The 23642-nt window shown below is 41.7% G+C and carries 18 protein-coding genes and 1 pseudogene; 14 read left to right on the plus strand and 5 right to left on the minus strand.

Annotation, left to right across the window (positions count from 1 at the left end; genetic code table 11):
• The first annotated feature begins 86 nt into the window (after positions 1–86).
• From BN3261_RS03745 to BN3261_RS03755, 3 genes are all read left to right on the plus strand, one after another.
• Positions 87–1391, plus strand: coding sequence for an NCS2 family permease (locus tag BN3261_RS03745; RefSeq protein WP_021650670.1), 1305 nt, complete (start codon positions 87–89; stop codon positions 1389–1391).
• Between the two features lie 15 nt (positions 1392–1406).
• On the plus strand, positions 1407–3143 hold the full coding sequence (locus tag BN3261_RS03750) for an adenine deaminase C-terminal domain-containing protein (protein WP_059085490.1): 1737 nt from the start codon (positions 1407–1409) through the stop codon (positions 3141–3143).
• A 193-nt stretch (positions 3144–3336) separates the two neighbouring features.
• Entirely contained in the window at positions 3337–4803 is a 1467-nt protein-coding gene (locus tag BN3261_RS03755) for a sensor domain-containing diguanylate cyclase (RefSeq protein WP_059085491.1), read from the plus strand.
• An 89-nt stretch (positions 4804–4892) separates the two neighbouring features.
• On the opposite strand, the gene BN3261_RS03760 is transcribed toward BN3261_RS03755, so the two are convergent.
• Positions 4893–6278, minus strand: coding sequence for an MATE family efflux transporter (locus BN3261_RS03760; protein WP_059085492.1), 1386 nt, complete (start codon positions 6276–6278; stop codon positions 4893–4895).
• Between the two features lie 570 nt (positions 6279–6848).
• Between BN3261_RS03760 and BN3261_RS03765 the strand changes: the two genes are divergently transcribed.
• From BN3261_RS03765 to BN3261_RS03785, 5 genes are read left to right on the plus strand one after another with little or no spacing between them, the layout of a single operon-like run.
• Complete coding sequence (locus BN3261_RS03765; protein ID WP_021650664.1) at positions 6849–8315, plus strand: aminotransferase class I/II-fold pyridoxal phosphate-dependent enzyme; 1467 nt, start codon at positions 6849–6851, stop codon at positions 8313–8315.
• Between the two features lie 5 nt (positions 8316–8320).
• On the plus strand, positions 8321–9175 hold the full coding sequence (gene speE, locus BN3261_RS03770) for a polyamine aminopropyltransferase (RefSeq protein WP_015524485.1): 855 nt from the start codon (positions 8321–8323) through the stop codon (positions 9173–9175).
• Between the two features lie 3 nt (positions 9176–9178).
• Positions 9179–10036 carry an agmatinase gene (gene speB, locus BN3261_RS03775; protein ID WP_059085493.1) on the plus strand — a complete coding sequence of 286 codons (858 nt, stop codon included), beginning with the start codon at positions 9179–9181 and terminating at the stop codon, positions 10034–10036.
• Between the two features lie 42 nt (positions 10037–10078).
• Positions 10079–11338 (plus strand): saccharopine dehydrogenase family protein, encoded by a 1260-nt coding sequence (locus BN3261_RS03780; RefSeq protein WP_022426348.1) that lies wholly within the window; start codon positions 10079–10081, stop codon positions 11336–11338.
• On the plus strand, positions 11338–12555 hold the full coding sequence (locus tag BN3261_RS03785) for a carboxynorspermidine decarboxylase (RefSeq protein ID WP_059085494.1): 1218 nt from the start codon (positions 11338–11340) through the stop codon (positions 12553–12555). Before BN3261_RS03780 ends, BN3261_RS03785 begins: the two co-directional genes overlap by 1 nt.
• Positions 12556–12805: 250 nt before the next feature.
• Here BN3261_RS03785 and BN3261_RS03790 read toward each other — a convergent pair.
• Positions 12806–14025 (minus strand): annotated as a pseudogene (locus BN3261_RS03790) (IS110 family transposase).
• Between the two features lie 347 nt (positions 14026–14372).
• Entirely contained in the window at positions 14373–15581 is a 1209-nt protein-coding gene (locus tag BN3261_RS03795; RefSeq protein ID WP_059085495.1) for an IS110 family RNA-guided transposase, read from the minus strand.
• Positions 15582–15803: 222 nt separating this feature from the next.
• On the opposite strand from BN3261_RS03795, the gene yfcC reads away from it, so the two are divergent.
• From yfcC to BN3261_RS03825, 6 genes are all read left to right on the plus strand, one after another.
• On the plus strand, positions 15804–17363 hold the full coding sequence (gene yfcC / locus BN3261_RS03800) for a putative basic amino acid antiporter YfcC (protein ID WP_110925856.1): 1560 nt from the start codon (positions 15804–15806) through the stop codon (positions 17361–17363).
• Positions 17364–17395: 32 nt separating this feature from the next.
• Complete coding sequence (iadA, locus tag BN3261_RS03805) at positions 17396–18544, plus strand: beta-aspartyl-peptidase (protein WP_015524493.1); 1149 nt, start codon at positions 17396–17398, stop codon at positions 18542–18544.
• A gap of 84 nt (positions 18545–18628) precedes the next feature.
• Positions 18629–19663 carry an alcohol dehydrogenase gene (locus BN3261_RS03810; RefSeq protein WP_015524494.1) on the plus strand — a complete coding sequence of 345 codons (1035 nt, stop codon included), beginning with the start codon at positions 18629–18631 and terminating at the stop codon, positions 19661–19663.
• Between the two features lie 54 nt (positions 19664–19717).
• A complete protein-coding gene (locus BN3261_RS03815; protein ID WP_330383229.1) occupies positions 19718–20053 on the plus strand; it encodes an AEC family transporter in 336 nt (111 codons plus the stop codon).
• A gap of 455 nt (positions 20054–20508) precedes the next feature.
• Complete coding sequence (locus tag BN3261_RS03820) at positions 20509–20931, plus strand: MarR family winged helix-turn-helix transcriptional regulator (protein WP_015524496.1); 423 nt, start codon at positions 20509–20511, stop codon at positions 20929–20931.
• 14 nt (positions 20932–20945) lie between these two features.
• Entirely contained in the window at positions 20946–22229 is a 1284-nt protein-coding gene (locus BN3261_RS03825; RefSeq protein ID WP_059085496.1) for a cytidylate kinase family protein, read from the plus strand.
• 151 nt (positions 22230–22380) lie between these two features.
• Here BN3261_RS03825 and BN3261_RS18355 read toward each other — a convergent pair whose 3' ends face one another.
• Together BN3261_RS18355 and BN3261_RS03830 are read right to left on the minus strand one after the other, a co-directional pair.
• Positions 22381–22620 carry a helix-turn-helix transcriptional regulator gene (locus tag BN3261_RS18355; protein WP_110102405.1) on the minus strand — a complete coding sequence of 80 codons (240 nt, stop codon included), beginning with the start codon at positions 22618–22620 and terminating at the stop codon, positions 22381–22383.
• 226 nt (positions 22621–22846) lie between these two features.
• Entirely contained in the window at positions 22847–23302 is a 456-nt protein-coding gene (locus BN3261_RS03830) for an Rrf2 family transcriptional regulator (protein WP_059085497.1), read from the minus strand.
• Between the last annotated feature and the right edge of the window lie 340 nt (positions 23303–23642).

The raw sequence follows: 23642 nt of genomic DNA on the forward strand, positions 1-23642 counted from the left end.
TAATTTTTATGTATAATATGAATTTGACTTCCTGATATGCATATTTTACAATACATCCTATCATCATATCAAGGGGGAAAAAATAAATGAAAAACTGGCTGGAAAAACAGTTCAGACTGTCTGAGTTCAATACAAATATAAAAACAGAACTTCTGGCAGGACTGACAACTTTTGTAACTATGGCGTATGTGCTTGCTACGATCCCAAATATTCTGGCAGGCGCCGGTTATGATAAACACACGACTCTGACAGCTATGATCATTCTGATCATTGTGACCAGCTGTGCAATGGCATTGGTTACCAATCGACCGTTTGCTCTGGCTCCGGGACTTGGAAGCGTTGGAATTATTGCATCTATGATTACCAATGAAGGCGTAAGTATGCCGATCGCAGCAGGTGTGATATTCTGGAGTGGTGTTCTTTTTATCATAATTTCATTCTTTGGTCTGAGAGAAGCCGTGGTACGTGTGATCCCGGTAAGCCTGAAACAAGCGGTTAGTGCCGGTATTGGTCTGTTTATCGCACTTCTTGGTGCAAAAAACTGTGGCCTGATTGTGGCAAATGATGCAAAAAACTGTCTTTCCTTTGGAGATCTTGCATCTCCATCTGTGATCGTAGCAGTGATCGGATTTCTGATCCTTCTGGTGATCAAGGTACGAAATATACCGGGTGGTATGATTCTTGCGATCCTGCTGACCACTCTGGCAGGAATTCCTTTCGGTGTTACACATGCTCCGGAATCCATTTTTGCATTTCCGGCAGGTATCGGCCATCAGTTCCTGAAAGTTGATTTTATGGGAGCGCTGAATTTTGCTTATATTCCATTTCTGATCGCTCTGTTTGTACCGGATTTCTTTTCTACATTCGGAACAGTTCTGGGAGTGGGAGCAAAGGCAGGCTATCTGGATAAGGATGGAAATCTTCCGGGTATTGATAAATGCTTTAAGGTAGATGCGATTGCAACAAGCTTTGGAGCATTGTTTGGAATGCCGAGTCTTACTACTTATCTGGAGTCATCTGCAGGCGTAGAAGCAGGAGGAAAAACGGGACTTACGGTTATTTTTACAAGCATTTTCTTCGGACTTTCGCTGTTTCTGGCACCACTGGCTCTTGTGATCCCATCTGCGGCAACCGGTCCGGTGCTGATCTATATCGGCATCAATATGCTTGGTGCTATGAGAAATATTGATTATTCGGATATTACAGAGTATATTCCGGCATTTTTATGTGTAACCTTTACGATTTTTGCAAATAATATCGCAAATGGTATCTGCGTGGCGCTTCCGGCTTATCTCGTTATGAAGATCGCAGCAGGAAAGATCAAAAAGGTTGAACCGGTCATGTATGTACTGGTAGCAGTCTGTCTGTTGTATTTTTATTCAATTATCTAAGGATGGTGAAATGGTATGGAGCAGGTTCATCTGCTGATCAAAAACGCAAAGGTATTTAATTCCTATCTTAAGAAATTCATATCTGCCAATGTTGCGGTGAAAGATGGAAAATTTTATTACATAGACAGAAAACAGGATACGGATCTTCAGACTGACAATGTGATCGATGCAAAGGGATCATACATGATTCCAGGACTGACAGATATTCACATGCATATTGAGAGTTCTATGGCCACACCGGCTTTTTTTGGAAAATGTGCAGGAGAAAATGGTGTGACGACGGTGGTTTCAGAGCCTCACGAAATGGCCAATGTCAAAGGGATCCGAGGGATTCTGGAAATGATCTCTGCGGCAAAGAATGCACCTATCGATATTTTTTACGGGATTCCAAGCAGCGTTCCGTCAACCAGTGAAAAGCTGGAAACAACAGGCGGGATCATTGACTGCAGTGCAATGAAGCATCTGCTGGAAGAAAAAGATGTGGTATGTGTAGGCGAAATCATGAATTACCGGCAGATCATCCGGGAAAATGATCTGGAGATCAGCCGGTTTCTGGAATATCTGAAAAAAGACCATCCGGGATATGTGATCGAGGGACACTGTCCGTCATTACTGGATCTGGATCTTGCAAAGTTTCTTTATCTGGGTATTAATGGTGATCATACAGAACATACTCTTGAGGAAGTAAAGCAGCGGATCGAAAACGGAATGTTTTTTGAGATCCAGGATAAAATGTTGAAACCGGAAATCCTGGAATATATCTGCCAGAACCAGCTCTACGAGTATTGTTCCTTTGTAACAGATGATACTATGGCAGATGTTTTGTATGAGCAGGGACCGCTGAATGCAGTGGTACAGAAAGCGATCGATATGGGATTTCCGATGGAACAGGCAATCTACTGTGCCACATATACACCATGTCAGCGGATGCATTTTTATGACAGAGGAGCTATCGCACCGGGAAAACTTGCGGACTTTATGCTGCTTAAAGATCCGTCCGTTCTTAAACCGGAAGCTGTATTCAAAAATGGTGTTCCGATTTATGCAAAGGATGAACCGCAGTTGCCGCTGTCTGCTTCCACATATGAATTTCCGGCAGATTTTTACCGGAGTGTACAGCTTCCGGAGATTTTTCTGAAGGATTTTCAAGTGAATGCTCCTTTTCAGGAAGGATATGCAACGGTTCGTGTGATAGAGATCAATTCGGATCGTACCCATACTACTGAAAAACTGGTGGAAATGCCGGTGAAAGCTGGAAAGATCTGCTGGGAAAACAGCGGATGTCTTCTGGCTATGGTGGTGGAACGTCATGGGAAGAACGGAAATATCGGCTATGGATTTCTTACAGGCTCCTGCTTGAAAAAGGGAACTGTGGCAACAACATATTTTCATGATCATCATAATCTCTTTGTGGCAGGAAGCTCTCCGGATGATATGTTATTTGCTGTAAACAGGATCCGGGAACTGCAGGGGGGATTTCTGACAGTAAAAGATGGAAGGATCCTTTCTGAACTTGCACTTCCGGTATGTGGGCTTTTATCCGAAAAATCAATCAGGGAGAATGGCCTTGCATTGAAGGCGGTAAGAAAAAGCCTTACAGATCTGGGATATGTGCATAATAATCCGATCATGTCAGTGGCAACACTTGGATTACCGGTAAGCCCGGCACTGAAGCTGACTGATAAGGGACTGGTGGATGTAAAAAAAGGAGAAATTGTTCCGCTGATCGTAAACACAAAGAAAAATAAATAACATTGTTCTTATTGCAGCAATATAAGCGGACGTGAGTCGCGGAAGGCAGCATAATAATCAGATATCGTTGTAAAAAAATCTGCAGATTTCAATCTTATGATTGGAATCTGCAGATTTTTTGTTATGGAGAAAAAACAAAAATCATGGTAAAATAAAAATACATGATATAAAAGGTCAAATTAGGAGAAAACATATGAAAAAGAATCACTTTGAATTAAAAAATTATGTTATGGCAACCGGTGTTTTTATTTTGGCGGTTGTAGCAGGGATTCTTATTTTTTTCGAGTGTGTGCAGAGGGCTGTACAGGTGAATTCTCAGAATACATTGAAGATAAATGTGCAGAGACAAAGTGAACACTTGCAGACGATACTGGATATTAATTATCAATATCTGAAAGAGATTGCCTCTGCAATGGGAAAATCAGAAGAACTTTTTTCAGAAGAAAATAAAGAACGACTGGTATCCATTTATGAAAAAACAGACCTGGAGAGGGCTGCTCTTATTGATAAGAATGGAGATGCATACTACGACAATGGAGTAACCAAGAATGTTTCTCATCGCAGATATTTTCAGGAGGCCATCAGCGGAGAGCAGACCATCAGTGATCCCCTGGAGAGCAGTGTGGACCATGAAGTGAGGGTGGTTTTAGGCGTGCCGATATACAAAGATCATAAAGTCATCGGTGTGCTGGGCGGATCCTGTAATGTTACAGCGCTGAGTCATATGCTTTTTAATGATCTTTTTGACGGAGCGGGAAACAGTCTTCTGGCTACAAGTGATGGAGAGATCATTGCCTTTGACAGTGGTTCGGCGTCCGGTACGGAGATCACATATGGAATCAATCTTTTTAAATATTACGGAGAAAAAAATCTCAAAGGAAAGAATACTCTTCAGGATATTCAGGAAGATTTTAAATTTGGCGAAAGAGGTCTGGTGAAGCTTAGCCTCAAAGAGCGAAAAGAAGAGGACCGGTATCTGGCATATATGCCTCTTGGATACAACGACTGGATGATCTGTTATGCAATTCCTGTAAAAAGTGCACAGCAGGCTTATGAATTCATTTCCGGTTATGAAATCCTATTTATGGGAAGCTTCTGTATTCTGGTGCTTCTCCTGCTCCTGTATATTGTTGTAAGAAATAATCAGGAGAAAGCAGAATTGGTACGTTCTGCCCAGAAGGATGCGCTTACAGGCGTTTATAACAGAGAGAATACGCAGAAGGTGATCGATGCTATTCTGAGAGAAAAAGCTCCGGAAGGCTTTCATGGCTTTCTGATCCTGGATATGGATCATTTTAAAGAAGTGAATGATGTTTACGGACATGTCATGGGAGATAATGTATTAAAGATGCTGGGAGGTTTTCTTAAAGAGCAGTTCCGGGAACAGGATGTGATCGGGCGTATCGGCGGGGATGAGTTTGTGATCCTGCTCTGTAATATCGGTTCACGGGAAAATATGGAGAGCAGAATAAAAAATCTTCATGAAAAGCTCAGGGAGATCCGAATGGAAGGAATGGGAGAGTATACATTTACTTTTAGTGCAGGAATTGCTTTTGCACCACAGGATGGAGATACCTTTATGGAACTGTATCAAAAAGCAGATCTTGCCCTTTATCAGGTGAAACGCTCCGGAAGGAATGGCTACCGGATCTATAAATAACAATAAAAAAGACAGAAGATATCCTGAAGAGAAAAAAGGAAATCTTCTGTCATTTTTTGTATAAATTGGAATGGGAAGCTTTGATATCCTTATGCTTCCGGAATTTTTTGAATGATCGTTCTGTTTATGACAACTAGGAAAGTTACGGACACGATCAGAGAAATGATCTCCGCAATGGGGAAAGACCACCATACTGCGTGAAGTCCACCGATGGAAGCAAGGATATAAGCTGCAGGTATCAGGACAAACAGCTGACGCATGATAGACACGATCATACTGAATACAGCTTTTCCGAGTGCCTGGAATACAGTTCCCGCAATGATACAGAACCATGCGATCAGATAGTGGATTCCTATGATACGAAGTGCAGGGATTCCGATGGTAAGCATATCTTCGGAAGCACTGAACAGTCCCAGCAATGTTTTCGGAATAAATTCAAAGGCAAGGAAACCAATGAATGTAAAACAGAATGCGATGGACATGCTGACTTTGACAGTTTTAAGCATACGCTTTCTGTGGCGTGCACCATAATTATAGGCAATGATCGGTGTAATGCCGTTGTTAAGTCCAAATACAGGCATGAAGAAAAAACTCTGCAATTTGAAGTAAACACCAAATACTGCAGTTGCAGTGACTGTGAACTGTACCAGGATCAGATTCATGCAATAGGTCATGATAGAACTGATGGACTGCATGATGATCGATGGAATACCTACTGCATAAATATGGCCGATGATCTTAAGGTCAGGACGGAAGCCCCTGAAGCTGAGCCGGACTTCATGATTAAATTTATGGTTGCAGATTCCTGCAACGACGCAGGCTACACACTGTCCGATCACAGTAGCTGCAGCAGCTCCGGTAACACCCATTTTCGGAGCACCGAACAGACCAAAGATCAGGATCGGGTCAAGGATGATGTTGGTGATGGCACCGCACAGCTGAGAAGTCATGCTGAATATGGTTTTTCCTGTGGATGTGAGCAGACGTTCAAAGAAAAACTGTCCAAGCAGACCAAAGGAGAATATCATAACTGTGCTCAGATATTCAATCCCAAATTTAAGGATCTCAGGGTCTGCGTTATGTACCTGGCTGGCATAAAATGGTTTTACTACTGTAAATCCAAGGATCAGGAAAACCAGATAGCTTAAGCTATACAGGAAAGCAGCATTGCTGGCTGTCCGATCAGCTTTTTCAAAGTTCTTTTCTCCAAGGGATTTGGAAAGCAGTGCGTTCATACCCACACCGGTACCTGCACCTACTGCGATCAGAAGTGTCTGCAGTGGAAAAGCCATGGAAACTGCCGTCAGAGCATTTTCGGAAAGCATGGCTACGAAAACACTGTCCACAATATTGTACAATGCCTGCACCAGCATGGAGATCATCATTGGCAGAGACATGTTTAGTACAAGCCTTCCTACGGGCATGGTCCCCATTTTGTTTTCTGCTATGAGAGCAGATGTACTTTTTTGATTCATATTTCCTCCATTTTGTATTTTGTAGTTTTTGGCCTAATTATATATATTAGCATGAAAATATGAGGGATTCAAGAGAAGAATATCCTTCTGACATTATTATAAATGGTTCATACTATAAGTATTTAAACGATTTTGATAGTTGACATGAATTTTCAGATATGCTATGCTTATAAAGATTTTGAAGGACAAGAAAGAGTCTTTTCAAAGCAATTATTTTGGACCACTCCATTTTGGGGTCAAGGCCATACGGACAGCCGGGTCCACTGCCGCTGATGGTAACTTTGGTTGCCTTATTGATTGAGTTAGAAGCTCAAATTTTATAAGTTGGTTCCTTTGATAACCGTCATGCGCCTGTTGCGCAGACTTGTGAAACGGTCAATAAGAGTAGTAAAAGTATGATTGCTATATAGACTCTGACATATATCATCCGGATTCTGATCTCATGTAAATATGAGGATTCTCACATTTATATGCGATGAAAAAAATCAGGAAGAATGATCTAAGCAGGTTTACGGTTTTGTATCGGCCTGCTTTTTTTGTGCGGATAAAGGAACTGGAAATGGAGAAGCAATGAACAGAAGTCGTTTTAAACTGGACCAGAATCATGCTCCAATTCATGAAGCTCTGGAAAAATTCCTGCGTATGAGAGTAGTACCTTTCGATGTGCCGGGACATAAAAGAGGAAGAGGAAATCCGGAGCTTACGGAATTTCTGGGACAAAAATGTGTAGGTGTGGATGTAAACAGCATGAAGCCGCTTGATAATCTCTGTCATCCTGTATCTGTGATTCGGGAGGCGGAAGAGCTGGCAGCAGATGCTTTTGGAGCAGCGCATGCATTTCTTATGGTTGGAGGAACTACAAGCTCAGTGCAGACTATGGTGCTAACTGCCTGTAAGAGGGGAGATGAGATCATTCTTCCCCGAAATGTCCACAGAAGTGTGCTGAATGCGCTGGTTTTGTGCGGAGCAATCCCGGTCTATGTGAATCCGGAGGTGGATCAGAGACTTGGGATTTCTCTTGGAATGCGACGTGAACAGGTGGCAAAGGCAATTAAGGAGCACCCAAATGCGGTGGCTGTGCTGGTGAACAATCCCACCTATTATGGAATCTGCAGTGATCTTCGCGCAATTGTACGCATGGCTCATGAAGCAGGAATGCTGTGTCTGGCAGATGAGGCACATGGAACTCATTTTTATTTTGGCGGAGGTCTGCCGGTTTCGGCAATGGCAGCTGGTGCAGATATGGCGTCTGTATCCATGCATAAAAGCGGCGGAAGCCTGACCCAGTCCAGCCTTCTTCTTACAGGACCAGGTGTTCATGCCGGTTATGTCCGTCAGATCATCAATCTGACTCAGACTACTTCAGGCAGCTATCTTCTGATGTCAAGTCTTGACATTTCGCGCCGGAATCTTGCACAGCGAGGACGCCAGATTTTTCATCAGGTAGCAGATATGGCAGAGTATGCAAGGGAAGAGATCAATGCTATTGGCGGCTATTACGCATTTGGAAAAGAACTGGTGAATGGAGATTCGGTTTTTGATTTTGACATTACGAAATTAAGTGTACATACCCTGGATATCGGACTTGCAGGGATTGAGGTTTACGATATACTGAGAGATGAATATGATATTCAGATCGAATTTGGTGATATCGGAAATATTCTGGCCTATCTGTCGATCGGAGATCGTGTCCAGGAAATAGAGCGGCTGGTAAGTGCTCTTGCGGAGATCCGCAGGCGATTCCAGAAGGATAAATCAGGATTGCTGGATCAGGAATATATCGATCCTCAGGTAGTGACAAGTCCTCAGGAAGCTTTTTATGCAGAAAAATGCAGCCTTCCTCTCAGAGAAACCGAAGGCAAGGTATGCAGCGAGTTTGTAATGTGTTATCCTCCGGGAATCCCGATCTTGGCTCCGGGGGAACGGATCACTCCGGAAATCCTGGATTATATTGAATATGCCAAGGCAAAAGGATGCAATATGACAGGCCCTGAAGATCCGGATATATTGCGTTTAAACGTACTGGCAGGGAGGTAAAGAAAATGGAAATGTGGTTTTCGGAATTTCATACACCGGATGTGAAGCATAGTATCCGGGTAAACCGTCAGCTTTATTCAAAGCAGAGTGACTATCAGAGAATTGATATTTTTGAGACACCGGAATTTGGCAGGGTGCTCACACTGGACGGTAATGTAATGCTCACAGAGCGTGACGAATTTATTTATGACGAAATGATCACGCATGTACCTATGGCTATTCACAAAGAAGCTAAAGATATTCTTGTGATCGGAGCAGGAGACGGCGGAGTTGTACGTGAACTGACCAGGTATGACCGTGTCAGCCATATTGATCTGGTAGAGATGGATCCTATGGTAGTAGAAGCCTGTCGCGCATATCTTCCGGGAAATGCCTGCAGGCTGGATGACAGGAGAGTGCACCTTCATTATGAAAATGCGTTGAAATATATACGCCGCTGCGAAAATAAATATGATCTTATTATTGTAGATTCCTCGGATCCTTTTGGCCCATCGGAGGGATTATTTACCCGTGAATTTTACGGAAACTGCTATAATGCGCTGAAGGCGGATGGAATCATGGTTAATCAGCAGGGAAGTCCTTTTTATTCCGAGGATGCGCATGCTATGCAGCGCAGTCACAAAAGAATTGCCAGTACTTTCCAGATCAGCCGTGTTTACCAGGCTCATATTCCTACCTTTGCTGCCGGCTACTGGCTGTTTGGCTTTGCAAGTAAAAAATATCATCCTGTGGATGACCTGGATTCGAAGGCATGGAATTCACTGAATCTTCGCACCCGTTACTATACTACAAGGCTTCACAAAGGTGCATTTTATCTTCCGGCTTTTCTGGAGGAAATGCTTCAGGAGGTGGAGGACTGATTTATGATCTTACCAAATATTGAAAATTTTATCGGTTGTGACAGCAGCTTTGAGGAAGCAGAAATTGTTCTTTACGGAGCTCCCTTTGATTCGACCACAAGCTTTCGTCCGGGAGCCAGGTTCGGTCCTTCTGCCATTCGTCATGAAAGCTTTGGACTGGAAACCTACAGCCCTTATCAGGATCGTGACCTTATGGATATCCGGGTATTTGACAGTGGAGATCTGGAGCTTTGCTTCGGCAGCAGTGAAAAAGCGCTTGCTGATATACAGGATCGTGCAGAGGAAATCCTGAAAGAGGGAAAAATGCCGTTGCTTCTGGGGGGAGAGCATCTGGTGACACTGGCTGCTGTGAGAGCTGCCGCCGGGAGATATCCGGGACTTCATATTATTCATTTTGATGCGCACGCAGATTTAAGAGACGATTATCTTGGTGCCCATTTAAGTCATGCGTGTGTTATCCGCAGATGCTATGATATTCTGGGAGATGGGAGGATACATCAGTTTTGTATCCGAAGCGGGGAGAGAGAAGAATTCCGGTTTGCAAAAGAGCATACAGATTTTCATCCCTTTACCTTTGAAGGCCTGGAAGAAACCGTACAGGAATTGGCCAGGAAGCAGGTGCCGGTATATTTTACCATTGATCTGGACTGTCTGGATCCATCTGTATTTCCGGGAACCGGTACACCGGAGGCAGGAGGCGTAAGCTTCCTTGAATTGCTCGCTGCTATCCGGAAGGTATCAGAATTAAATATTGTGGGAGCAGATGTCAATGAGCTGGCACCTATGCTGGATCCAAGTGGTGTTTCCACAGCTACAGCATGTAAGGTGGTCAGGGAACTGCTGCTGGCGGTGGCAAAATAAAAACAGTTACGAAAATTGAGTATAAAAAAGGAGACAAAAAACATGAGCAGAGTACTTGTAATCGGCTGCGGCGGAGTAGCCAGTGTAGCAATCCAGAAGTGTTGTCAGGCAGATACTGTATTTACAGAACTGTGTATAGCAAGCAGGACAAAAGAAAAATGTGATGCACTTGCCCGGAAACTGGAAGGAAAAACAAAAACAGTTATTACCACCGCAAAGGTGGATGCGGATGATGTAAACCAGCTGATCCAGCTGATCAATAGTTACAAACCGGATCTGGTAATGAACATTGCGCTTCCGTATCAGGATCTGACCATCATGGATGCATGTCTGGCATGTGGTGTAAACTATATGGATACGGCAAACTATGAGCCGGAGGATACGGATGATCCCAAATGGCGTGCTATTTACGAAAAACGCTGCAAGGAAGCGGGATTTTCCGCATATTTTGATTATTCCTGGCAGTGGGCATACCGGAAGAAATTTGAAGAGGCAGGACTTACAGCACTTCTTGGCTGCGGATTTGACCCGGGTGTTACCCAGGCATATTGTGCATATGCATTAAAGCATGAGTTCGACCAGATCGATACCATTGATATTCTGGACTGCAATGGAGGAGACCACGGATATGCATTTGCAACCAACTTTAATCCGGAAATCAATCTTCGTGAGGTAAGTGCGCCCGGAAGCTACTGGGAGAATGGACATTGGGTGGAAATTCCTCCGATGGCGATCAAGCGGGAATATGATTTTGATCAGGTCGGCGATAAAGATATGTATCTTCTGCATCACGAGGAGATCGAGTCCCTTGCCCAGACAATTCCGGGAGTAAAGAGAATCCGTTTCTTTATGACCTTCGGACAGAGCTATCTGGATCACATGCGCTGTCTGGAGGATGTGGGAATGCTTTCTACTACTCCGATCAACTATAATGGACAGGAAATCGTTCCTATCCAGTTTTTGAAGGCTCTTCTCCCGGATCCGGCCAGCCTGGGTCCACGTACTAAGGGAAAAACTAATATTGGCTGCATTTTCACCGGGGTAAAGGATGGAAAAGAGAAAACCTATTATATTTATAATGTTTGTGACCACCAGGAATGTTATAAAGAGGTTGGAAGTCAGGCAATCAGCTATACGACAGGCGTTCCGGCTATGTGCGGAGCATTAATGATGCTTACCGGAAAATGGATCCGCCCGGGAGTGTACACAGTAGAAGAATTTGACCCGGATCCGTTCCTGGAAGCACTTGACAAATATGGACTTCCACGCAGCGAAAATCATGATCCGGAGCTGGTGGATTAATGGAAAGAACAGATACAAGACCACCCTTTGCAGCGTCCGGCGGAATTATTTCGCCGGAGCTGCGGAAGATCAAAACACCTTGTTATGTTCTCGACGAAGCGGCGCTTATAAAAAATGCAGAATTAATGGGGAATATTGCCAAGAGAACAGGCTGCAAAATGCTCCTGGCACAGAAGGCTTTCAGTAATTATGACTGCTATCATCTTTTGGAACCATATTTGACAGGAACAGAAGCAAGCGGACTGTACGAAGCCAGGCTTGGTGCCCAGGAGATGCCCGGAAAAGAGGTACATGTATTTTGCGCCGGATATCGTGAGGATGAATTTGAGGAGCTGCTTAGCTTTGCAGATCATATAGTGTTTAACTCTCCTTCTCAGCTTCTTCGCTTTGGAAAAAGAGTGAAGGAGGCCGGGAAAAGTGCAGGGCTTCGGATCAATCCGGAATGCTCTACCCAGGAGGGACATGCTATTTATGATCCCTGTGCCCCAGGCAGCCGCATGGGTACCACAAGGGCGCAGTGGGAGATTGCTGTGAGAAAGCATCCGGAGCTGATCGGATTATTGGATGGTATTCATTTTCACACCCTTTGTGAGCAGGACTCTTCTGATCTGGAAACTACTCTTACAGCAGTAAAGACGAAATTCGGAGATCTGATTTCTCAGATGAAATGGCTGAACCTGGGAGGTGGACATCATATTACAAGACCAGGCTATGATATTGCACGGCTTGAGAAGTGCATCAGCGCAGCAAAGGAAGAATGGAAGGTAGATGTTTATCTGGAGCCCGGAGAGGCATGGGCCTTAAATGCAGGATTCTTTTTGACAACTGTTCTGGATGTGCTGCAAAATGGTGATACCCGGCTTGCAATTTTGGATGGAAGTGCTGCCTGTCATATGCCGGATGTTCTGGAAATGCCTTATCGTCCTCCTCTTCTTGGAGCAGATGAACCGGGAGAAAATGCAGTCACAATCCGGCTCGGAGGACCAACCTGCCTGTCAGGAGATATCATAGGAGATTACAGCTTTTCAGAGCCGTTGAAGTACGGAGATATCCTCATGTTTGGTGATATGGCCATTTATACAACCTGCAAGAACAATACCTTTAATGGAATGCCTTTGCCTGATATATGGCTGAGACATGGCGATAAAACCATGGAACGTCTTACTGATTTTGGGTATGAAGATTTTAAAGGCAGACTTGGACGCTGCAGGAAATAAGGGCAGTTTTTTTGAAAAATAATATTGACAGGTTTAATGAAAAATGGGAGGGAGATTCAAAAATGAGCAAAAACGAAGCCTGCAAATAAAAAGTCAAGGCTAAATTGAAAGAACATTGCTACGAAAATAAAAATCGCAGCCAAGACTTGAACCTTGACAACAAATGTTTTCAACAATTATGAAAGCATCACTATAAAGCAGTCATAATAATGGCTGCCAGCAGTGAAATATGATTTGTACAAAAGATGGATTATACTTGAGCTTCAACCGTATAGCCATGTTTTTCTAATTCTCGTATATAACGGGAAAGTTGTTTTTGCTCACAGTTTTTGCGCCTGACTTCAAAACAGTTTTCATCAAAATTAGTGCCTTGTTTTAGCATTGTATAAATGATAACAAGTAATTTACGAGCAAGAGCGACAATGGCTTTTCTGGCTCCTTTTTTCTGCTTGATTCTCCAATACCAGGCTGAAAGATATGTGTTTCGTTTGCCGGCAATTACCCAGGCAATCTCACAAAGCATACTTTTTATATAAGGATTGCCTTTTGTGATAGAGGTACTTTTTCTTTTTCCGGCACTCTCGTTATTGCCGGGACACAGACCGGCCCATGAACAGATGTGTTCTGCAGTTTTAAATGGTTTCATATCTGTACCGATTTCGGCAATGATTGCACAGGAAGCAGTTGTACTTATTCCATAGATAGTATTTAACTGTTCAATTTGTAAAGCGAATGGAAGCATATCTTCCTGAAGATGAGTTTCAATTTCAATAAGATGCTCTTTCATGGAATCATAATGACACATGAGGATTTTTAAGAAAGATTTTTGATGTTCTGAAAGAGTCCCATTTACAGACATGAGGATTTCATCAATGCGTTTTCTGGTTTTTGTTTTGAGATAAGAATCCAAAGATATTTTATCAATCCATCCATGTTCCATCAAATGTAGAATAATGTTTCTGCCGGAAGTACCAAAAATATCAGAAATAAAAGAAGACAGACGAAAACCGGAACTCTGCAGGAATTTTTCAACCCTGTTTTTCTGGGAAGTAATATCGCGGATAATACTCTTGCGATAACGGTTTAAATCACGAAATTCACGAATCTTGCATTAAGGAGTCCTGCACGTAGTAATGTAGAAATCCATTCAGAATCACGCATATCAGTTTTTTTGCCAGGAACGTTCTTCATATGGCGGGCATTAACAACTAATAAAGTGATATCTCCAGAGAAAGCATCTTCTAATATTTCGTAAATTGGAATCCAATAAATGCCAGTGCTTTCCATTGCAACATGATGGCAATTCTCTGAAATGATCCAGTCTCGTAAAGCAAGCATATCAGGAATTAAAGTGGTAAATTCACGAATTTCAGAGTGAGTAGGTTTACCTAATGGACCAGTTAGGATACATGCAACAATTTTTTCTTTGTGGATATCCAAACCACAGGAAATTTCTAAAAGATCTTTCATACAGACAGCCTCCTTTATAATAGAATTGACAGGAGATTTGCCCGAGATAATATGGACTTTGCTACTCGTGCTATCTGTAAAAGATGCGACAATATGCTGTACTCAAGGGCAAAACATTTACGTTGAAAAACGGGGTGAAAATCCTCCAAGGTACAATCAAACTTAATCCTGTCAATAACTATTGTAAAACAAGGCAGGAAGTAAAAAAAGTAGTGGAGGTCAATCCCCTATTTTCATTATAGGCTGTGATAAGCTTTCATGATTCGTTGAAAATTTTATACAGGTTGAAAATTGGGTATCAAAATAAGACCCCACACCAGTGCTGGTCTGAAAATATTAGTGGATAATTAAGATTCTGGAAGAGATGAAAGATATTCTTTCACTCGTCCGTAGTAGATTCTTAGAAACTTGTTAGCACCTGCAGTCATATAGACATAGTAAGGCTTGCCTTGAGCACGTTTCTTATCTAAGAACTGATAAACAGGATCATCTTGAGGATGCGTTTTAATCAGGACATCCATTACCTGAAATAAAGTCTTTCTAAGATCAGCGGAACCTCGTTTTGAGGTAGGAACACTTTTTTGTTCATAGGTTCCGGATTCATTAACACCAGGATCTACACCGGCAAATGCAGTAATAGCACTTTTGTGAGTGAAACGGGAAACATCTCCGATCTCAGCCATCAACTGAGGACCAAGTGAAGTTCCAACCCCTTTCATAGCCATAACGACAGGATATTCCGGGAGTTTGGATGCAGTTTCATTCATGAGAGTGCGTAGTGATTCAACAGTTGTAGAGGCACTATTAAGCTGGTCTACAGCCTGCTTGATAATAAGCTTTGTAATGGCATCCTTTGGAAGTACAGGAACAAGTTCCTTTGCTTTTCCATAGATTTCTTCAGCTTTTGACTGACTGAAGTTGTACTTCTTGCGTTTGCACCAGTTTTGATAATGGTCGATAAAGGCATTCAGGGACATTTTACGGACACAGTCCACATGCCAGTATGTAGATGCAAAATCAACCCATTTCTGGCTGCCGTCACTGCGTGCAGGACTGTCAAAGTAAGTATTAACACCAGGATAGGTTTGGTCAAGGATGCCGATAAGATTATTTTTCATAGCCGTCTTGTGTTTCATGTAAAAGCCGAACTGACGGTTCATGGTTTTGAGCTGATTGCGTAATTCATCCATAACATTATACTGTTTAAGATTTTGCCATTTGTCAAGAGCATATTGGGCAATCTTAACAGCATCCGCTTTATCAGATTTCACTTTACGAAGAGAATCATTATCAAAGTCTTTGATAAGTTTTGGGTTAATGGCACTGACGAAAAGATTTGCCTCTGAAAGCTGATGAGCGAGGACTTCATAATAACGTCCTGTGTGTTCCATCACGATTCGGGACTCACCTTCAACAGAATTGATTAGTTCTACAAGTGAACGGATGTCACTGGCCGTGTGTTTGATTTCAAAAGGTGTGGAAACAATTTCACCGAATGGTCGCATGATAGCAACCATACTTTTACCTTTTGAAACATCGATACCTACTGCGTTCATAAATTGTCACTCCTTAAGATTATTGCAATGGATAAATACCAGTTTTACTCATTGCCTATTCAATCTACTGTGGTGTGACGCGAATGCACCTATGGCGATTCAACCTGCATAAAACGAACGCTGCGAATGAGGAGCTGGTTATCAGTCTTAATTGCGGACGCGATGTCCAAGAAAAGGGACGATATACCAATTGCTCCATCATTATACAGCTTAAGCAACAAGATGGATAAATCCTTACTGGCTGTAAGGGATATTAACCATAAATATATTGTAGTAGGAAAAGGGTTAAAGTCTTTTAACAAGGGATTCCAAGTGCCTGATACCTACATTATCATCTTTTTTGTAGTTGTTTTCGCAGCACTTATGACATTTCTTGTACCAAAGGGATTTTACGAAACACAGGATATTTCATATATGATCAATGGTGTTGAGAAAACCCGTACAGTAATCAAAGACGGAAGTTTCCAGTATCTGACAGATGATACAGGAAATGTAGTAACAGAAGGAGTAGCACTCTTTAGTGGAGATGGTGGAACAGGATTTTTCAACTATATGTATAACGGAATCGTAAATAGTTCTGCAATCGAGATTATCGCATTTCTTATGGTAGTAGGTGGTGCATTCGGTATCATGATCCGTACAGGTGCGATTGAATCCGGATTGATCGGATTGATCCGTAAGGCAGAGGGAGCAGAAAAACTACTGATTCCGATACTTTTCGTACTGTTTTCTCTTGGTGGAGCAGTTTTCGGGATGGGAGAAGAAGCGCTTCCGTTTACTATGATTCTTTGTCCGTTGTTTGTAGCAGTTGGATATGATTCAGTTATCGCAGTTCTTGTTACTTATGTTGCAACACAGATTGGTTTTGGTTCATCTTGGATGAATCCATTCTCTGTAGGTATTGCACAGGGTATTGCAGGTATTGACGTATTCTCCGGAGCAGGATTCCGTATGGTAATGTGGGTAGTATTTACAGCACTCGGCTGTGGAATGACTATGTTCTATGCATCAAAGATCAAAAAGACTCCGACAATCTCAATCGCATATAAGACTGATTCATATTTCCGTGAGCAGAATGAAAAAACAGGAATTGACGAAGGACATTCATTTGGTCTTGGACACATTTTAGTTCTTCTGACACTGGCTGCTACAGTAGTATGGGTAGTTTGGGGAGTTATGACTCAGGGATACTACATGCCGGAGATTGCTACACAGTTCTTTATTATGGGAATTGTTTCCGGTGTGATCGGAGTTATCTTTAAACTGAACGACATGAAACTGAATGATATCGCAATATCATTCAAAGATGGAGCAAAAGATCTGATTGGTGCTGCACTTGTTGTTGCTATGGCACAGGGTATCATGCAGGTTCTTGGTGGATCTGATCCGACCACACCTACAGTTATCAATACAATTATGTATAATATTTCAAATGCATTGTCTGGAGTTTCCGGAGCGGTTGCAGCAGTACTTATGTATCTGTTCCAGTCCGTATTTAACTTCTTTGTTGTATCCGGAACAGGACAGGCTGCGATCACAATGCCGATCATGGCTCCACTGTCAGACCTGTTAGGTGTTTCACGACAGACAGCTGTAGTTGCATTCCAGCTTGGTGATGCATTTACAAACCTGATTGTTCCTACATCCGGATGTCTGATCGGATCTCTTGCAATTGCAAAGATTGAGTGGTCTAACTGGATTAAATTCATGTGGAAATTCCTTGGCGTCTTAATGATTGGTGCAATCATTACAGTTCTTATTGCAGTTGGAATTGGATTCTAAAACATGCATTGGATAATTGGGAGTGATTTATGATGAAATTAATTCAGAATATTGATGTTTATGCTCCACAGCATCTGGGGAAAAAAGATGTACTTGTGATCAATGATAAGATTATTAAGATTAAAGATCCAGGTTCTATATCCGCAGACGGATTTCTTTCTGAGGCAGAAATGATCAATGGAGAGGGGTTACTTTTAACTCCGGGATTCATTGATAGTCATGTTCATGTACTCGGAGGCGGTGGCGAAGGTGGATTCGCCAATCGTACTCCAGAAGCAACTATGGAAGGACTTACGAAGTTTGGAGTAACAACAGTTGTTGGCTGTCTTGGAACAGATGGAATCGGTCGTGATATATGTGCACTGGTTGCAAAGACAAAAGGATTGAATGAGCAGGGAATGTCTGCATACTGTTATACAGGCAGTTATCAGATTCCGGTTCGTACGTTGACTGACAGTATTGTGAAAGATATTATGATGATTCAGGAAATCATTGGAACTGGAGAAATCGCGATCTCTGATCATCGGTCTTCACAGCCGACTTTTGAGGAATTTGTACGTGTCGTTGCGGATACAAGACTTGGTGGTGTTCTTTCCGGGAAAGCTGGTATTGTAAATGTTCATCTTGGTGACAGTCCGAGATGCTTAGATCTTATTGAACGGGTGGTAGATGAGACAGAGATACCGACTTCTCAAATACTGCCAACACATATCAATCGAAATGAGCTGCTTTTCTGCAAGTCAATGGAATATGCGCTGAAAGGCGGAGCAGTAGATTTTACCGGAAATGAAGATATTGACTATTGGGAAACTATCTGTGATGAGGTACGAGTATGTAATGGTATCAAACGGATGTTAGATGCAGGAGTAAATCCTAACCGCATGACAATTTCTTCTGATGGACAGGGAAGCCTTCCGATGTACAGTAGTGATGGCGAATTTCTTGGAATGGGCGTTGGACAGTCCAGCTGCCTTCTGAAGGAAGTTAAAGAGTGTGTGTTTAAAGCGGATATCCCGTTGGAAATTGCACTTTCAACAATAACATCCAATCCGGCAGAAATCCTTCGCCTTAATGGAAAAGGAAAGATTGAAGAGGGCTATGATGCGGATCTTTGTATCCTGGATCAGGACCTGCAGCTTGTTGAGGTAATAGCAAGAGGTAAAACAGTGTATACAAAATAGAATTAGAAATATCCGGTATAAGAACAGATGTGTTCCGTACCGGATATTTTACTAGCATACATTCTAATAGATGGGGGCAAAATAATGCTGACTTATACATATGTTTCAAAGGGAAAATTTGAACTAATGGAAAAACCGAAACCAGTGCTCATGCATGAACGAGATGCCATTGTAAAGGTGACACTGGCCAGCATCTGTTCCAGTGACCTGCATATTAAACACGGAAGTGTTCCGCGTGCAGTCCCGGGAATTACAGTTGGCCATGAGATGGTAGGTATTGTTGAGGCAGTCGGTTCTAAGGTGACGCATGTAAAACCGGGAGACCGGGTGACTGTAAATGTAGAAACCTTTTGCGGAGAGTGTTTTTTCTGTAAGAAAGGATATGTAAACAATTGTACCGACAAGAATGGTGGCTGGGCACTTGGCTGTCGTATCGATGGGGGACAGGCAGAATATGTCCGGGTTCCTTTTGCAGATCAGGGATTGAATAAAATCCCGGAAGGTGTTACGGACAGACAGGCTTTACTGGTAGGAGATGTTCTTGCTACTGGTTATTGGGCAGCACGTATTTCTGAAATCACAGAGGAAGATACCGTACTGATCATTGGAGCCGGTCCAACAGGAATATGTACTTTACTTAGTGTTATGCTGAAAAACCCAGCGAAGATCATTATATGTGAAAAGGACGAGACACGTATTCGCTTTATTAATGAGCATTATCCGGAGATTCTTACTGTTTCACCGGAAGACTGTAAAGAGTTTGTTAAGACTAATAGTGAGCATGGTGGAGCTGATGCAGTCCTTGAAGTTGCCGGAGCAGAATCGACATTTAAACTGGCGTGGGAATGTGCCCGACCAAATGCAATCGTGACAGTGGTTGCGCTTTACGATAAAGCGCAGATGTTACCACTCCCAGATATGTATGGTAAAAATCTCACTTTTAAAACAGGTGGAGTGGATGGCTGCGATTGCGAAGAAATTCTGAAGCTGATATCAGAAGGTAAGATCAACACGGAACCGCTGATTACGCATACCTATCCGTTAAACAGGATTGAAGAGGCATATGAATTGTTCGAAAATAAGAGAGATGGTGTGATTAAAGTAGCAGTGGAATGCTGAGAAACAGGTACGGGAGGCTGAACAATAGTAAGTTTATTACAAGTAATTTTACCCGTGATCATAATGCTTATTATTGGGATGATCTGCAGAGAGAAAAAACTGATCCGCCCAGAGGGAATTGAAGGACTTCAGGCATTGGTTATGAATTTTACACTTCCAATCTCATTGTTTTATATTTTTTATCGGGCAAGTATTAAAGCAGATACTGTGATATTTCCGGTTATCTTCTTCGTAGTGACCGCAGGTGGGATTTTTGCAGGAAGGCTGCTTTGTAAACTTGTAAAAGAAAAGGATGTCTATTTTCCCTTTACACTGACAGGATATGAAGCTGGAATGCTGGGATATGCTCTGTTTGGTATTCTGCTTGGAAATGATAAGATCACGCAATAACTTGCTTAATCTTGCCCCATTTTGCCAAGATGGCAGCTAAAACACACATTTCACAAATCCCCGAAATCCATTGCAAAACAGGGCATTTCCGGGCAAATCAAGGAGAAATAAAACAATGATAAAAATATTTTTCATCTGCCACGGCACTCTTTGAAAGATTCTTCAAAAAGCCAGTAAAATCAAGGTCTGGAAGGCATAGGCGGTTAGAAAATAACCCGAAAATAACCCATGGGATTTTGTGCAGATATTACATGTAAATATAGATGATGTTTGGGATGCAACATGATAGAAGAGCTGTAAGATTTTGAAAAGAAAATCTTATGGCTCTTTTTGCAAACAAATAGAAGAGGAAAATAGTGGTGAAAAAGTTATTGACATACACCACGAATATAGTTATAATTCTAAATGTTTGAATTATAACTATTTATATGATAAAAGAAGGAGCTAAATAATAAATGGATGATTCATTTCACTACCTGTCTATGATAAACCATATGACTGTCCAGAAAAAACTAATGGAACAGCTGGCAGACACAGGCCTTACCTTGGGACAGCCCAAAGTATTGGATTACCTGAAAGATCACGATGGTGCCAGCCAGAAAGAGATTGCGGCAGGATGCCTCATCGAGGCAGGATCTTTAACGTCCATTTTGAACCGTATGGAAGAAAAAGGTCTGATCGAAAGAAAAATGCTCAATGGAAACCGTCGTACTTTTCATATTTTTATGACAGAATCCGGAAAGAAAAATCAGAAGCTTGTGGAGGAGGCTTTTAAGAAGATAGAAAAAACTGCATTAAATGGTATTTCCGAAGAAGAGCAGAAGTTGTTTATGGATATTTTTTGCCGGATCTATCGAAATCTTGCAGATATGAAATGAGGGGGAAATAAAAAATGGAGAAACGAAAACGATATTTAATATTTCTGGTGGGATTGTTTGTAAACTCCCTGGGAGTCAGTCTGATCACAAAGGCAAACCTAGGAACATCCCCGATTTCATCAATTCCTTACGTATTAAGTCTTAATTTTCCATTTACACTTGGAAATTTTACCATCTTTTTCAGTATCTTTCTGATCGTACTGCAGTTGATCATCCTGAGAAAGAACTTTAAATTGGAGCACATCCTTCAGATTCCGGTATCCATCATATTTGGATATTTTATTGATCTTACCATGATTCTTTTTTCCTGGGTCAATCCGGAAGCGTACATCATGAAGATTGTATATCTTCTCATCGGATGTCTGATTCTTGGCGTAGGTGTATATATGGAGGTCTTGGCAGACGTTGTCATGCTTCCGGGAGAATCTTTTGTCCGTGCTATTGTTCTTACATGGAAAACAAATTTCGGAACAACCAAGATCTGTTTTGATGTATCCATGTCAGTGATCGCTGCTGTACTTTCTTTCGTATTTGCAGGAAGACTGGCTGGTGTAAGAGAAGGTACCGTTATTGCTGCCCTTCTGGTAGGCTTTATCGCCAGACTCATCGGTAAGAAACTTGTATTCCTGAAAGATATGATTTTCCTGGAAAGCGTATCTGCAGAAAACGAGAACGAAGCAAAAGAACAGACAGCAGGAACCTATGGAAAAAATGTTATCGCCATTGGAAGACAGTTTGGAAGTGGCGGCCACGATATTGGCAAGATTCTTGCAGAAAAGTTGGGATATGATTTTTATGATGCGGAGATTATCCAGATGACAGCAGGAACCACCGGATACACACCGGAATTTATCAAGAAAAACGAAGAGATCATGACAAACAGTCTCATCTATGATCTGGTTAATCAGATGTATCTGAATGCGGATATGCAGGATGAAGCACCGAAGGATAAGATTTTCGAGGCAGAATGTCAGGTTGTACGTAATCTTGCGAAAAAAGGCAACTGCGTGATAGTAGGCCGTTGTGCAGATTACGTTCTCAGAAATTCCGGAAACTGTCTGAAAGTATTTTTTTCAGCGCCTCTTGTGAGCAGAATTAGAAGAGTGGCACAGAGACAGAATATCTCCGAGGGAGAAGCCAAAGCTACGGTTCAGAAAAATGAAAAACTCCGTGCAGATAACTACCGTTATTACACCCGCCGTATGTGGGGTGCAGCCGGAAACTTTGATCTCAGCCTGAATACAGATTTGGGAGAAGAATATATTGAGAACTGCATCCGCAGTGCTATGAAACTGTAAAAATATATAAAGCCTTATAATATTTGTCGTAAATGATATAGCCCCTTAAGGAACAGTCAATCTAAAAATCATATTTGAGGGACATATTATTTGCAGTAATATTATAAGGCTTTTTCTTTTCTATTGTATACAGATAAGACACATACAGGACTTATAAAGTATTTCGGTATTCCGCTGGTGTCATATGGAACTTTTTCTCAAAAATTTTATAAAAATGCGTAATGTTGGAATAACCGATCTCTTCCATGACAGCAGTAACAGAACGATCAGGCTGCTTTAACATTTTCGCCGCTCTGGACAGACGTATATTCTGGATAAGAGAAGAAAAAGTCTGTCCCGTATAATTTTTTAGGATAAAAAGCAGGAATCCTCGGCAATCAATTACCGAGATGAAAGCGTAAACTGTGCATGTCTACACTCATAATAAATGAAAAGATTGCAGAAAAGTACAACACAACACCAGAAGAGGTACGCAGAGAAATGCAGATAGCCATAGATGCAAGATTTGATAATCCTGATCCGGCTGTGCAGGAAGTATTTATGGGAAACCTGAATCCGGTCATAAGGAAGGTGAACCGGATGTAGTAGGAACACTTTCCGTAAATCGGGATGAAAATTTAACCGTGATGGCTAACCGGGGAGATATTGAGGATAGATGTTCGCTGATAATAGGTATTTATGATATCCTGTAAAGTAATCATATTCATTTTTTCTTCAGCAGTTTTTTGGATTTCATTATAGAATTCCTGTAAAGACAACTGAATATTAATGCCAACGCCGCAATCAGGGTTGGTATGAGTATCTAAATGAAGCAGCGGCTTCTCACCTTCAACTGCTTTATAAATATCCAGCAATGTAATCTGATCTGCTGGTTTTGAAAGAGAAGGACGGGCATGTCCGGCTACACTGGTCATAAGTCCGGCTTTTTTTAGTTTTAACATAAGCTGGCGTACAAAGCCGGGATTTGTATGGACACTTTCTGCAATTGAGGCACTGGAGAGAGATTTTTCCTGGTTGATAGCAATCAGAACCATCACATGAACAGTATCGCTTAATTTTGTTGAATATTTCATGATAAGAAACTCCTTATAGTATGATATAATGATTTTTTTTCACATTTTTGAGACAAAAATATTTCTGGTTTGTCTAAAACATTTCAAGTTCTCAACAGTTCTTTTCAATGTGTTGAGAAACTGTGCATATTTATTATTTTGATGATTGTAAATAATATAATTACAACTATAATGAAATTTAAAGGAAAAGTCAACACAGTAATGAAACTTACGGAGGAGTGTATAATATGCTGATCGTAGACAAATCTATGAAACTATGACTGAGGTAATGAGTTTTGTCCAGGAATGGATAAAAGAGAATCCGGACAAAGTTAGATTTATGAGAACACCAAAATCCTTG

Source organism: Blautia massiliensis (ex Durand et al. 2017) (assembly GCF_001487165.1).
In the GTDB taxonomy this organism is placed as follows: Bacteria; Bacillota; Clostridia; order Lachnospirales; family Lachnospiraceae; genus Blautia_A; species Blautia_A fusiformis.